This is a genomic window from Pectobacterium colocasium, from assembly GCF_020181655.1.
Taxonomy (GTDB): Bacteria; Pseudomonadota; Gammaproteobacteria; order Enterobacterales; family Enterobacteriaceae; genus Pectobacterium; species Pectobacterium colocasium.
In genome coordinates, this window is the sequence record NZ_CP084032.1 from 959,370 (window position 1) to 974,351 (window position 14,982).

At 51.0% G+C, this 14,982-nt stretch carries 9 protein-coding genes; 7 read left to right on the top strand and 2 right to left on the bottom strand.

Annotated elements, in window-relative coordinates; genetic code table 11:
• Positions 1-55 precede the first annotated feature (55 nt).
• Entirely contained in the window at positions 56-2,335 is a 2,280-nt protein-coding gene (gene maeB / locus LCF41_RS04305; protein WP_225087034.1) for an NADP-dependent oxaloacetate-decarboxylating malate dehydrogenase, read from the top strand.
• Between the two features lie 579 nt (positions 2,336-2,914).
• On the top strand, positions 2,915-4,189 hold the full coding sequence (gene mtr, locus LCF41_RS04310) for a tryptophan permease (protein ID WP_225087035.1): 1,275 nt from the start codon (positions 2,915-2,917) through the stop codon (positions 4,187-4,189).
• Positions 4,190-4,251: 62 nt separating this feature from the next.
• Here the strand turns inward: mtr and LCF41_RS04315 are convergent, their stop codons facing one another.
• On the bottom strand, positions 4,252-4,704 hold the full coding sequence (locus tag LCF41_RS04315; RefSeq protein ID WP_180743372.1) for a YaiI/YqxD family protein: 453 nt from the start codon (positions 4,702-4,704) through the stop codon (positions 4,252-4,254).
• Between the two features lie 3 nt (positions 4,705-4,707).
• The gene (gene hemF, locus LCF41_RS04320) at positions 4,708-5,640 is read right to left on the bottom strand and encodes an oxygen-dependent coproporphyrinogen oxidase (RefSeq protein ID WP_225087036.1); all 933 of its coding nucleotides are present in this window, start codon (positions 5,638-5,640) and stop codon (positions 4,708-4,710) included.
• A 181-nt stretch (positions 5,641-5,821) separates the two neighbouring features.
• On the opposite strand from hemF, the gene LCF41_RS04325 reads away from it, so the two are divergent.
• From LCF41_RS04325 to LCF41_RS04345, 5 genes are all read left to right on the top strand, one after another.
• Positions 5,822-6,247, top strand: a complete 426-nt coding sequence (locus tag LCF41_RS04325) for a GNAT family acetyltransferase (RefSeq protein WP_225087037.1) — start codon at positions 5,822-5,824, stop codon at positions 6,245-6,247.
• A gap of 331 nt (positions 6,248-6,578) precedes the next feature.
• Positions 6,579-7,538 (top strand): TonB family protein, encoded by a 960-nt coding sequence (locus LCF41_RS04330; RefSeq protein WP_225087038.1) that lies wholly within the window; start codon positions 6,579-6,581, stop codon positions 7,536-7,538.
• Between the two features lie 77 nt (positions 7,539-7,615).
• Entirely contained in the window at positions 7,616-10,201 is a 2,586-nt protein-coding gene (locus LCF41_RS04335) for a TonB-dependent receptor plug domain-containing protein (RefSeq protein WP_225087039.1), read from the top strand.
• Between the two features lie 106 nt (positions 10,202-10,307).
• Positions 10,308-13,082 (top strand): M16 family metallopeptidase, encoded by a 2,775-nt coding sequence (locus LCF41_RS04340; RefSeq protein WP_225087040.1) that lies wholly within the window; start codon positions 10,308-10,310, stop codon positions 13,080-13,082.
• Positions 13,079-14,752 (top strand): ABC transporter ATP-binding protein/permease, encoded by a 1,674-nt coding sequence (locus LCF41_RS04345; protein WP_225087041.1) that lies wholly within the window; start codon positions 13,079-13,081, stop codon positions 14,750-14,752. Before LCF41_RS04340 ends, LCF41_RS04345 begins: the two co-directional genes overlap by 4 nt.
• The last annotated feature ends 230 nt before the right edge of the window (positions 14,753-14,982 follow it).

The window sequence follows — 14,982 nt, forward strand, 5'->3', positions numbered from 1 at the left end:
CTGGGTACTCTTTACCCTACAGACACAACACAACAAAACCGAAAAGGTACATAAAATGGATGAACAGCTAAAGCAAAGCGCCCTTGATTTCCACCAGTATCCGATTCCCGGGAAAATTCAGGTTTCCCCGACTAAACCGCTGGCGACGCAGCGCGATCTGGCGCTGGCGTATTCTCCTGGTGTTGCGGCACCCTGTCTGGAAATCGCGGAAGATCCGCTGGCCGCCTACAAATACACCGCGCGCGGCAATTTGGTCGCCGTGATCTCTAACGGAACGGCTGTTCTCGGCCTCGGCAATATCGGCGCACTGGCTGGTAAGCCCGTGATGGAAGGTAAAGGCGTTCTGTTCAAAAAATTCTCCGGCATTGATGTTTTCGATATCGAAGTCGACGAGCTGGACCCAGACAAGCTGATCGATGTGATCGCCGCACTGGAGCCGACGTTCGGCGGTATCAATCTGGAAGACATCAAGGCACCGGAGTGCTTCTACATCGAGAAGAAGCTGCGTGAGCGCATGAAGATTCCCGTCTTCCACGACGATCAGCACGGCACGGCGATCATCTGTACTGCCGCTGTTCTGAATGGCCTGCGCGTAGTAGAAAAAAATATTTCTGATGTGCGTCTGGTGGTGTCCGGTGCAGGCGCGGCGTCTATCGCCTGTCTGAACCTGCTGGTGGCGCTGGGTCTCCAGAAACACAACATTGTCGTATGTGATTCGCGCGGCGTGATTTATCACGGTCGTGATGAAAACATGGAAGAAACCAAAGCGGCGTATGCGGTGGAAGATAACGGCGCGCGCAAACTGGCCGATGTTATCCCTAATGCGGATATCTTCCTCGGCTGCTCCGGCCCTGGCGTACTGACGCAGGATATGGTGAAAACCATGGCGCCGCGTCCGCTGATCATGGCATTGGCAAACCCTGAACCGGAAATTCTGCCGCCGCTGGCGAAAGAAGTTCGTCCAGATGCGATTATCTGTACCGGTCGTTCCGACTATCCGAATCAGGTGAACAACGTACTGTGCTTCCCGTTCATCTTCCGCGGCGCGCTGGATGTGGGCGCGACCACGATTAACGAAGAGATGAAGCTGGCCTGCGTGCACGCGATTGCCGATCTGGCGCTGGCGGAGCAGAGCGAAGTGGTGGCATCGGCCTACGGCGATCAGGATCTGTCATTCGGGCCGGATTATCTGATTCCAAAACCGTTCGATCCGCGTTTGATCATCAAAATCGCCCCCGCGGTAGCGAAGGCGGCGATGGATTCCGGCGTGGCGACGCGCCCGATCGAAGATTTCGATGCCTACGTCGAAAAACTGACCCAGTTCGTCTACAAAACCAACCTGTTCATGAAGCCGATCTTCGCACAGGCGCGTCAGCAGCCGAAGCGTGTGGTATTCGCGGAAGGTGAAGATGCGCGCGTGCTGCACGCTACGCAGGAGCTGGTCACGCTGGGGCTGGCGTTCCCGATTCTGATTGGCCGCCCGAGCGTCATCGAGATGCGTCTGCAAAAATTGGGGCTGCAACTGACCATCGGTAAAGATTTCGAAGTGGTCAACAACGAATCGGATCCACGCTTCAAAGCATACTGGAGCGAGTATTTCGAACTGATGAAGCGTCGTGGTGTGTCGCAGGAAAAAGCACAGCGTGCAGTGATCGGCAACCCAACGCTGATCGGAGCCATCATGGTTCACCGTGGCGAAGCCGATGCGCTGATTTGCGGCACGATTGGCACCTATGAAGAGCATTTCGACGTGGTCGAGAAAGTGTTCGGCTACCGTGAAGGTGTGCAGGCGGCGGGCGCGATGAACGCGCTGATGCTGCCGAGCGGCAATACCTTTATTGCCGACACCTACGTTAATGCCGATCCGACGCCGGAACAGCTGGCGGAAATCACCCTGATGGCGGCGGAAAGCGTACGCCGTTTTGGTATCGAACCGAAAGTCGCGTTGCTGTCGCACTCCAGCTTCGGCACCTCGGATTCGCCGACCGCGCAGAAGATGCGGGCAACGCTGGCGCTGGTCAACAAGCTGGCACCGGAACTGGAGATCGACGGCGAGATGCACGGTGACGCCGCGCTGGTGGAAGCAATCCGCCGTGAGCAAATGCCAGACAGCCCGCTAAAAGGCTCGGCTAACATCCTGATCATGCCGAATATGGAGTCTGCGCGTATCAGCTATAACCTGCTGCGCGTTTCCTCTTCAGAAGGCGTGACGGTAGGACCGGTACTGATGGGTATTTCAAAACCGGTACACATCCTGACGCCGATTGCCTCCGTACGCCGGATCGTGAACATGGTCGCACTGGCAGTGGTAGAAGCACAAACTCAGCCGCTGTAAGTTATTTCCAGTCATACAGACAAACCCAGCCAGAAGTCGGCTAATGCCGATCGTTTAAGAATCGAGATACCGGGGGCTACCACGGTGCGAGGTATCCCTACGGGAACCTCATCACCGTGTTTCCCCCTAAATCCATGCTTAAGTGAACAGCATTAGCCAGAAGTCGGCTGGTTTTTTTTATTCTCTCAGCTTATCGACCAAATAGTCGCTTAAAAACATAGAACCAATAAAGCAAAGCGCAAAGGCGGGGAACGCCATATTTTCTGGGAGTAAATAGATAACCATGAGAAGAGAGATAATCCAGAGAATAAACGTCAGTATCATCGAAAGAATATCGAATAGAACAGATTTCACAGCCTTCAGCATAACGTCATCATCCTTAAATGACTTTTCCTTTTAATCGCTTACAACCTATTATTCGCTGACAACATAGCACGTCATTTTTAGCAGAACATGGTTTTTCCATAGCATGGCATAAGGTAAATCAATGGAATAATTTTCGTTTTATGCCATGATCCCGCCTCGTCTGTAGGGGGCTTCCCCTGACTCGATAAAAAATCCAACGAGCGACTATCGGTTATGGCAACACGCGCAGTGAACGAAAATACAGTAGCAAAAAGCGGTACAGAAAAGCGCCTTCCTTCGCTGTTTGGCGGGTCGATGATTATTGCAGGAACGATTATCGGTGCCGGGATGTTTTCCCTGCCGGTGGTGATGTCGGGGGCCTGGTTTTTCTGGTCATTTGCCGTGTTGGTGTTTACCTGGTTTTGCATGTACCACTCGGGGTTGATGATACTGGAAGCCAACCTGAATTACCCGACCGGTTCCAGCTTCGATACGCTGACTAAAGATCTGCTGGGCAAACGCTGGAATATTGTGAACGGCATATCGATTGCTTTTGTCCTCTATATTCTGACTTACGCCTACATTTCAGCGAGTGGTTCAATCATCCATCACACGCTGGCGGAGATGTCGATCGACTTCTCCGCACGAACCGGCGGCTTCCTGTTTGCGCTGTTTGTGGCGTTGACCGTGTGGTGGAGTACTGCGGCAGTAAGCCGCATGACCGCATTTTTTCTAGCCGCCAAAGTCCTGACTTTTTTCATGACGTTCGGCAGTCTGCTGTGGAACGTTAAGCCCGTTGTTTTATTCAATGTGGTGGAAGCGTCACCCAGCTACCTGCCGTATGTGTTGATGACGCTGCCATTCTGTCTCGCGTCTTTCGGCTTTCATGGCAACGTTCCCAGTCTGGTGAAGCATTACGGTCGTGAACCGCAGATTATCAAACGCTGTTTGTTTATTGGCAGCGTGCTGGCGTTGGTGATGTATGCCATCTGGCTGATTGGCACGATGGGAAATATTGCCCGTCCTGACTTTATTGGGATTGCCGAGCGGGGCGGTAATATTGATGTACTGGTGCAGGCGTTGGGTGGGGTGTTGAACAGCCCTTATCTGGATGTGTTGCTCACCGTCTTTTCCAACTTTGCCGTTGCCTGTTCGTTTCTCGGCGTAACGCTGGGGTTGTTTGACTATCTGGCGGATTTGCTGAAATTTGACGATAGCCGAATGGGAAGAGCGAAAACGGCATTGGTGACGTTTCTGCCGCCTATCATTGGTGGGTTGCTGTATCCGAACGGCTTTATTTATGCGATTGGTTTTGCCGGGCTGGCGGCGACGGTGTGGGCGGTGATTACGCCAGCACTGTTGGCTCGCGCGTCACGCGTCCGCTTCGGTAGCCCGCTTTTCCGCGTGCGGGGCGGTAATGCGATGATCGCGCTGGTGCTGCTATTTGGTATCGGCACTGCGCTGATACACATTCTTTCCAGTCTCGATTTACTGCCAGTTTATCGCTAAGTATCGCCATTCTGCCTTGTCTGCTAAAGCAGAAGCGGCGGGATGGCGAGTGCTTCAGACCGTTACGGTTTTTTCGCCTGCTGTAACCACTTATCCAGTTCATTAGCGAACTGCTGACGATCCCGCTGGCTTAATGCGCTGGGGCCACCGGTTTGTATTCCGCTGGCGCGCATGGTGTCCATAAAATCCCGCATGTTCAGCCGTTCCCGAATGGTATCCGGCGTATAGCGTTCGCCGCGCGGGTTCAACGCGGCGCCGCCTTTTTCTATCACTTCTGCTGCCAGCGGAATATCGGCGGTGATCACCAAATCGCCCGCTTCAGTGCGGCGTACAATTTCATTATCGGCGACATCAAAACCTGATGAGACGCGCAGTGTGCGGATAAAACGCGACGGCGGTACTTTTATGGTCTGGTTGGCAACCAGCGTGACCTGTGTTTGCGTGCGATCCGCTGCGCGAAATAGCACTTCTTTGATGACGTTCGGGCAGGCGTCGGCATCGACCCAAATCTGCATGACTTATGCTTCCTTGTTGTGCGTATGACTTTCTGCCAGCCAGTCTCTGGCCGGTAAAAAATCTTGATACAGCAGGGCTTCCGGGCTACCCGGTTCAGTTTGATGTTGGTATTCCCAGCGTGCTAGCGGTGGCATGGACATCAAAATTGACTCGGTGCGTCCACCGCTTTGCAGGCCAAACAGCGTACCGCGATCCCAAATCAGGTTGAATTCCACATAGCGGCCGCGGCGATAGAGCTGGAATTCGCGCTCGCGTTCTCCCCACGGCAGTGCTTTACGCCGTTCAACGATGGGCAGATAGCCATCGAGGAAGCCGTTACCGACAGCGCGGATGAAGGCAAAACTAGTCGCAAAATCTGGCGCGTTGAGATCGTCGAAAAAGAGCCCGCCGATACCGCGTGCTTCGTTACGGTGCTTCAGGAAGAAGTAATCGTCGCACCACTTTTTATAGCGCGGATATACCTCGTCGCCGAAGGGCTGGCACAGGTCGTGAGCGGTCTGGTGCCAGTGCACCGCGTCCTCTTTAAAACCATAATAGGGCGTGAGATCGAACCCGCCGCCAAACCACCACACCGGTTCTTCTCCCGGTTTCTCTGCGATGAACAGGCGCACATTGGCGTGGCTGGTGGGAATGTACGGGCTTAGCGGATGAATCACCAGCGACACCCCCATTGCCTGAAAACTCCGGCCAGCCAGATCGGGGCGATGGGTACTGGCGGAAGGCGGTAATGATTTACCGGTGATATGGGAAAAGTTTACGCCGGCCCGTTCAAAGATACGCCCGCCGGACAGCACGCGGCTGCATCCGCCGCCGCCTTCGGCACGCTGCCATTCATCCTTGGCGAAGTCAGCTTCACCATCGATCGCTGCAAGCTGCTGACAGATATCCTTCTGTAAGCTAAGCAAAAAATGTTTTACTGCGTTGACGTCAGACATAGTAGGCATCTCGTTTCCATAGCGAGGGTGGCACAGTGAGCAGGCGGGCAGTATACCATCAATCAAATCGATCCCCGGTCACCCGTTGTGTGATTCCTGATGGCGGCGCGTAATTTGAGATTGCGTCTGATAAAAATCACGCGATAATCACGATTTACCTTATTGCAAAATGGCGACTGTGATGGAAATCCGCATATTCAGGCAGGATGACTTTGAAGCCGTGATCACCCTTTGGGAACGCTGTGATTTGCTGCGCCCGTGGAACGATCCTGAAATGGACATTGAGCGTAAGCTCAATCACGACCCCGATCTGTTTCTGGTCGCAGAGGTGAACGGCGAAATCGTGGGGTCGGTAATGGGCGGTTACGACGGCCACCGTGGAGCGGCGTACTACCTTGGCGTACACCCTGATTTTCGTGGTCGCGGCATTGCGAATGCATTGATTAGCCGACTGGAGAAAAAACTCATCGCCCGCGGCTGTCCGAAGATCCACCTGATGGTGCGTGAGGACAACGATGCTGTCATCGGCATGTATGAAAAACTCGACTACGAGATGGTTGATAGCGTCACGCTGGGAAAACGCCTGATTGAAGACAGGGAGTATTGATCGTTATTTCACGGATGCTAAATCGCTCTTTCTGTACCGCTTTTCCCTTCTGGTCCCTCTCTCTGTAAAAATGTGCGCCTCCGTTAGCGCACTTTTTCTTTTTTAACTCAACGTATTATTTCGATTTGTAATGGTCTTGCAGGCAATTTGTTAGGCTTTATGGGTAACAGTTTTCATTTGTAAAACGATTCTCATTTGTATTATTATTTATTAATGTTCTCCGTTTGATCTTGACATGTTTTTTCATGTTCTGATTTTGCTTACATTTTATCGCCTGGAAGATTGTGATTGCACTACTGACACCAGGGAGTTAAAGGGATGGAGTTGGATAGTGAGTCGTGAAAATCTTCAAGGGGCTTTACTCGGTGCGAATCGCACTGGCTGCAGCGCATTACTCGCTCCCCGTGCCCTTGCTCATTATTCTTCACCAGCAGCATTGACCTCCGATGTGCCTAACTGGCGTTCTCTGGCCTTCTTTGTGTTGTCCTGTGTGGCGCATGCGTTACTGGCGGTTTTCTTTCTATTGCACTATTCCCCAAAAGAAAACATTGACGATATGGCAGGAAGCGCGGGCGGCAGCATGCAGGTGACGATGATGGCGGCTGCGATGTCACAGGCTGCCGACACGTCGCCACCCGTAGCCGATCCTCCCGCTGCGCAACCGACGCCCGTGGTGATGCCAATCCTAACGCCATTACCAGAACACCCCAATCCCGTAATTAAACAACCCGTCATTGAGCGTAAACCTGTCACGCCGACAGCGGAAAAAAAGCCGCCCGTGCGTGAGAAAAAACAGCCTGAAAAGAAACCGGAAGAGAAGCCGAAAGAACAGCAGCAGGCTAGATCGCAGCAGACACAACAGACCGAGAAGAAAAGTGAGTCCCCCGTAGCGACAGCGCAAACCGGTGATGCCCCTTCTCCAATGCCATCTTCAGTTGGTATGTCGGGGAGCGCAACAACGGCCAAAGCGGGAGAAAGCGATAGCGGTCAGGCGGTTCGTGGCGCAGGGAAAAGCAATAGTCAAAATTTCAAAGCGCTGCATCGTCGCGTGAATTATCCCGCTCGGGCAAAAGCGCTGGGTGTGGAAGGAAAAGTGCGCGTCAAATTCGATATTACCGGTAGCGGTACGGTCACTAACGTACAGATTCTGTCCGAAACGCCAGACGGCGTATTTGGCGATGATGTAGTGAAAGATATGGCGCGTTGGCGTTATCGGACGGAGGCACCAGTTGAGAATCAGGTGGTTTCCATCGTTTTTAAACTGAATGGTCATATTCAGGTTGATGACTAGCAATACATGTTACATGCAGTAATTACAAAAATAATTTTATTTTCCAAATGATAAGGTTCACTGGGGATTTTGAATAAATGAATAAAAACGTCTATTTAATGATGATTTTGTCATTATTATCAGCGCCTGCGCTTGCACAGCAAAATGATACCTCTGCCGATGAAAATCAGCAGAAAAATAATGCAGAAACCGAAGAGGAACAGCAAGGCGATTCCGCTTCAGGAAATGGCGAAGATACGATTTTAGTCCGCTCAACCCCGACCAGCCAGTCGATGGGGACGCAGATCATTAATGCTGAACAAATTAAAAAGAAACCGACCAGAAATGGTAGCGTGACTGAACTGTTGAAAGATAACCCCAATGTCAATTTTGCGAATGAAACCGATAGCAGTCTAACGGCGGGGGAAATTGCACCTGAGAATGTTTCATTTCATGGGGAAAAGTTCTATAACAATAACTTCATGATTGATGGATTATCCAACAATAACACCATTAACCCTGGTGCCAATGGTGGCACATTAGGGACGAATCCAGATGGTTATAATGCGACTGATTTACCTAGTGGCGGGACACAGTCTTTTTGGATAAATTCTGAGCTTATAGAGAAACTGGAAGTATTTGATAGCAACATTTCTGCTAAATATGGCGATTTTACCGGTGGTGTTGTTGATGCCAAGTTGAAAGATCCTGATTTAACTCGAGTTTCAGGTAAAGTATCTTACCGCACAACGAGTGATAAATGGACTAGTTTTCATGTTGATGAAAGTAATGTTGCTAACTTTGAATCAGCTACTCAGCTTTATTATCAACCTAAGTTTAAGAAGCAGTTTTATTCATTTTCCTTTAACCAACCGCTAAGTGATAAAGCTGGGTTTATTTTTTCTTATAATCGCCAGCAGTCAACGATACCTAATTATCATGTTTATCTTAATGAATGGCACGATCAAAAACGTGTTGCTGAAACGTATCTCTTAAAGGGAACTTACTTAGCAGATAATGGAGATATGATTCGGCTGACAGGAATGTATTCTCCACATGAGTCTACTTATTATAGTAAGGATGTAAAGAATGGTGCGTTTAAGAATACGGGTGGTGGGTATAGAAATAATATAGAATGGGAACATAATGCCAGTTGGGGTAAAATGACTAGTCTGGCTGGTTATCAATATGAGCAAAATAAAATTGACCATAGTTCTGATTATTATATGTCGTGGCGTCGTTTCTTGAATAGCCAGAATTTTGTCTCCAACGCGATTGACTGGAGTAGTACTGGAGGGGCAAGTGGGCAGAATGCATATATCGGTGGATATGGTTCTTTTGCTACAGAAAAGAAGACGATAACGCTTAAGCAGGACTATGAGTTAAATCCGCGTTCCTTATATGGCATTAACCATCAGGTTGATTTCGGCTGGCAGGTTGATTCCTACCATGCACAATACCGCAGATTCCGTAATGTATCTTCAAGCAGAGGGACACCAACACTTGATGCGAGTGTGGTGTGTACTACCGGCGATGCATTTTGTATTGATGGAGAACAATACTATAAAAGTTATAATTTATATCCTGCTCGTAAGGTTGAAGGAAGTTATATTAATTATTCAGCATATCTTCAGGATAGTTTGAGTTATGGTAATTTGGAGTTAACTCCTGGGGTTCGTCTGCAATATGATGATTTCCTAGAGAATGTGACGATTGCGCCACGCTTCTCTGCTTCGTATGATCTATTTGGCGATCGTTCTACGCGTTTTTTTGGTGGTGCGAACCGTTATTATGGTCAGAATCTTCTGGCGTACAAGTTACGCTCAGGTATCAGTTCATATGAAATTGTTTCACGTACCAATGCAAATAGTGCTTGGACAAGTTCGGGACTTCGGACAGCCTCTATTGACTATAATGTTTCTGACTTAAAAACCCCTTATAGTGACGAGTTATCATTGGGATTGTCACAACGTGTGATGAACACAATATGGACATTTAAATGGGTGAATCGACAAGGGAAAGATCAATTCGGTCGAGAATCTTATCGTGATGACAATGGTGATCGTTTTTATCGTTTAAGCAATACTGCAAAAACGGAAGGTAATGATTTTTCTCTAACAGTAGAGCCTATCAGCCCATACCGTTTTTCTTTTGCTGAAGTGAGTTGGTCTTTGAATGCGAAATATGGGAATAATAAATCTAGCTCTCAAACATATTATGATGAGTCTAATACCGATGAGAGTAAGGTTATTTTTAATGGAAAATTGATGGATAAAGCCGACATGGATGCGTTGGATTTCAACAATCCATGGAGAGCTAAAGTTAGTGTAAATACCTATTTCCCTGATGTGCGTGTAAACTGGAGTCAAGCTATTGGCTATACATCGGGATACACCGGATATATTACCAGCTCGATAAGTTGTCCAGCGGATAATGCTGCTTGCGGAACCTATGATGGTGATGCAAGCCTATATGAAAAAGTTAAATTTAAAGACGTTTTTAGCTACGATTGGCGGTTTAATTACACGCAGCCTATGTTTAAAGATCAAGCCATTGATATTTCTCTTGATGTGTTGAATGTGCTTGACCAAAAGGTCGCAATAGCACGTGGATCCCAATCTACCGGTACCATTACTTATCAGACTGGCCGTCAGTTCTGGCTTGGTGTCGCTTACACCTGGTAAATCCTATGCCCCGCCATTCGTCAGCCTGCGACGAATGGCGGGGCATTTTGCATTGATGCATTCAGAAATTGCCTTACAGGCAAAAAATAAAAACGAAAAGGTTGTTATGAACTGGAAGAAATGTTGCTGGTTATCGCTAACAGCTGTCGGCCTGTTAGCAGGAAGCGTGGTGAGCCAGGCCGAAGAAGTGAAAAGTCCGTTGCCGGTTTTTAAAGAAGGAACGCTGGCGAATGGATTGCGTTATACCCTTGTGCCGCTGGAAGGGCAGAAAGCGCGGGTAGATGTTCGCCTGATTGTGGATGTCGGTTCGATTGACGAGAAGGACAACGAGTCCGGTGTGGCGCACATGGTGGAGCACATGGTGTTTCGCGCCAGCGAGGCGTTTCCTCAAGGTGTGAGTACGGAACTGCACAAACAGGGATGGGGACGCGGACAGAGCTATAACGCGGTGACCAACTACGAACGCACCATGTACATGATGAGCCCGCCGAAAGGGAATCGCGATCTGGGGACGACCTTGCAGGCGCTGAGCCAGATGACAGGTCATGCCAAGCTGCTGCAAAGCGATCTCGATGATGAGCGCAAAATTATCTTGGAAGAGTGGCGCGGCAAACTGGGCGTAGCGGAACGCATGAACCAGCAGCGCGTACAGGCGATTCGCCATGATTCTCGCTATCCTTCCCGCCCGACGATTGGCACTGAACAGTCGATTAACGACACGCCGGCTAGCGTACTACAGGATTTCTATCAGCGCTGGTATCACCCGTCGAATATGCGGTTGATGATTATCGGTGATATGACGCCTGCGGAGGCGGAGCGCGACATTCAACGCTATTTTGCACCGTTGCCGAATGTTGCTGTGCCAGCTCGTGATTACTATGAGCCGTTACTGAAACCGCAGCTCAACGTGGCGCGTTTGCAGGATAGCCAAAGTGGTAGCAGTCAGGTGTCGTTTGTCTACCGTTTCAATGACAAAGACACCTTCGGCCAATCCGATTTTCGTCATCGTTTGCTCACCCAAATCACGATGTCTGCGGTTACGCGCCAGGTTCGTCGCCAGCAGGCGGAGTTGCCGCAAGACGCCAGTAGTCTGGTGGTGCGTAAATCAGATATCGGTAAAACGACGGCCGCGCTGGGCTTTTTCGCCAATGTGATGCCGGGTGGCCATGACGCCGCGATTTCTGCCGTACTGAAAGAAATTGAGCGGTTCAAACGCTATCCGTTAAACGAGCAGGACATCACGGAGATCAAATCCGACATTCGTGAAGTCGCGCAGCGTATGAGTGATACCCCTGAGTCGCGTGAATTTGCGGACTGGGTTCAGCAATTGACCATCGTCTGGCAGCAGGATCGCCCGTATGTCGGCAGCCAGCTGCGCGGTAAAGAGGCGCTGGACGCGCTGGACACCATCACTGCGGAAGACGTTAATCGTCATTGGCAACGTTGGTTAGCGTCACCTGATACGTTGGTGCAGTTTAGCGTGCCGGGCGCGACGCCTTTCACGTTGCCGAAGCCGGAGGCGATGCGTAAGTTACAGGCGCAGTGGGCGGCAGCGACGCTGGCACCGTTACAGGTGGAAAAAGAAAAAGTCATCCCTGAGCTTCCTGCCGTGACGCAAAGCGGAAAGCGTACGGCGGTGAAGACTTTTGCCGCACAGAAGGTCGAGCAGTGGCAGTTGAGTAATGGCGATCGCGTCGTGTGGCTGCGCGCGCCGGAAGCGGGTAAGAAAGTGTATCTCACCGCGACGAGTCAGGCTGGATTCATGGCGACGTCGCTGAATCCGTGGCAGGCACAGTTGGCGAGTCAACTGGTCAATCAGAGCGGCCCTGCGACATGGAGTGGTGAAGCGCTGACGAACTGGAAAAAAGATAAATCCCTTTCGCTGAGCATCGATCAGGAAGCGGATCAACTGACGGTAAACGGGAGCGCCCCCACTGAGCAACTAGCCAGTCTGCTGGGGTTATACCGCGAGCTGAATGTGGCGCCGGGTATCGATCCTGAGGTGATGAAAGAGAGCATGATGAGTCTGGCGCGTCAGAAGGCCAATGACGATCAGTCTGTTTCAGGGAAACGTGCCAGCGAAATCACTACGCTGCGTTTTGGTGGGCCAAGCTGGCAGCAGCCTGAAATTGCCGAGCTGAAGCAAGTCACGGCACCAGCGTTACTGTCACAGTGGCATAAAGCCGCTTTTGCGCCGGTCACCTACTATCTGATCGCCGATATGCCTGCTGCACAGATTTTGCCGCAGGTTGAACGCTATTTAGCAACGATCCCACGCCAGCCAGCCAGTGACGTGAAATCACATCTGGCGCTGCCGGGTAAACGTGAGGCGACATCGGCTATCAATATTGAGCCGCGTGCCGACATCCTGACCTGGAGCTTCACGCCATATACGTGGACGCCGCAGGCCGCGGTTCAAGTGAGTATTGCCCGCAATATCGCGAATAAATATCTCAAAACCCGCCTGCGTGATGACGCGCTGGGTATTTATCGTATGCGTGTCGATAGCGAGCTGGAAGATAAGAAACAGCGTATCGAGACAGAGGTGAGTTTCACCAGTGCGCCTGAACGTGCGCAGGAACTGTGGAAACTGGCCGAGCACGTGTTTGCTGAATTGCCGACGAAAATTACTCAGGAAGATGTGGACGATCAGAAAGCACAGTTTATTCGTGCGGAAAAAGGGCGTCAGAGCGATCTCATGACCCTAGAGCGCCGCCTGCTTCTGAGCTATCGCCACTATGACGATCCGCGCTACCTGAGCAGCGTCTCCAAATTGGCTGATAGCATTACGCTGGAAGGCGTCCGAGCAATGTCGGCGAAGCTATACAACCCGGATAACCGCGTGCTTTACATCACCTTGCCGCAAGAGGTGAAAGAGTGAAGAAGGTAATGGCTCAATTTGTCGATCTCTGCCGCCCTTTCTGGGGCGGCAAACGAAGCTGGCAGGCTTGGTTGCTCTTGTTCATCGCCATCGCGATGGGCGGGATGATCGTTTATCTCAATGTGTTATTAAACGAGTGGAGTAAGACGTTTTACGATGCGCTAGGTGCATTCGACAGCAGTTTGTTGCTTTCTCTGATGAAAGAATACGGTATTTACATCCTGCTCTATATTGGGTCGATCGTGTATCAGGAGTGGTTTACCAAACTGCTGATTATCCGCTGGCGTACCGCGTTAACCGCCGAGCTGGTAGATAGCTGGCTGGCGAAGCGGGCATTTTATCGCATGTCAGTTGCGGGCAAGATTGATAACCCAGACCAGCGTATTGCCGAAGATATCAACCTGTTTGTCGACAAAGCCGTTAGTCTAGTCATCGAATTTTTGATCGTGACCGCGCGTTTGTTCTCTTTCGTCGTCATTCTGTGGGGATTATCGGGCGTTCAGCGCTTTACGCTGTTTGGCAAAGAGTGGGTAATCGAAGGTTATCTGGTCTGGATAGCTATTCTGTATACGCTGCTCGGCAGCCTGATTACGCATGTGGTCGGGAAACGTCTGCATAATATTAATTATGAGAAGCAAAAGGCAGAGGCCGATTTCCGTGCAGCGCTGCTGCGTAAGCATGATAACGCCGAGCAAATCGCGCTGTACGGCGGCGAAGCGCAAGAGAAAAGCCATCTTCAGCGACATTTCTCTGCCATTGTGTCGAACTGGGGGCGTTTTATGAATGCCGAGCGTAATCTGGGCTTCTTCACCACGGGCTATATGCGTGTAAGCCAGATTGTGCCGGTCTTTGCCGCTCTGCCTGCCTTCCTGAGTAAAACGGTAACGCTGGGTGGGTTGATGCAGATCCGCGGAGCGTTTGCGCAGGTACATGGTGCACTGAGCTGGTTTATCCATAAGTACAAAGAGTTTGTGATTCTTTCTGCCAGTATGGCGCGTCTCAGCCAGTTCAAGGACGAAATCAAACGTCACCAGTCTGAACAGGTTGATGCGCCGGTAGGACAGGATTTACGTATTGATCGGCTTTCTTTCACCACGCCGCAGGGGGCTCCGCTATTGCAAAACGTAGACCTGAGCTGCGAAGCAGGTAGCTGGAGTAAGTTTTCTGGCCGCAGCGGGCTGGGGAAATCAACCTTGCTGCGTACGCTAAGCGGCCTGTGGCCGTATTACGATGGCCGCTGGCAGTCGCTTGAAGGACGTAGCCTACTGTTACCGCAGCAAAGCTATCTGGGACAGGGGACGCTGGCAGAGATCCTCTGCTACCCGCACCCGCCGCTGGCTGACAGCGAGATGCTGCGTCAGACGCTGGACAGCGTCGGGCTCGGCGCGTGGCGCGATCGTCTGGATGAGCAACTGAACTGGGATCGGGTGTTCTCCGGTGGGGAGCGGCAGCGCGTCGCTTTTGCCCGTGCGCTGATCGCCAAACCCGATACGCTCTATCTGGATGAAGCGACCAGCAATCTGGATCATGACGCCGCCAGGCAGCTTCTGGCGCTGGTCAAGATGGCGTTGCCTGCGTGTACCGTGGTGGCGATTACGCACCAGACGGAGCTGGACGATCTGTTCCCACACCGTTATGACTTAACGGATTTTGCCTCACAGCGCAGTTGATGTTGCTCGCAGGCCTGCCGAGTATTGGGAGGCCTCAGACTGTTGATAAACCTATTCGACGAATGAAAACGGGAGTAACGGAATAGAAGAGTAAAGCGTTTGCGCCATGGACAAAAGCGTCAGGAACGCTTTTGAACGTCGCTTGCGACCCCCCTGCAAGGGTGAATCTCAGGGATGAGATTCATATCTGCGCAAGCCGAGCGCACATGGATGTGTTTACAGCGACTTTA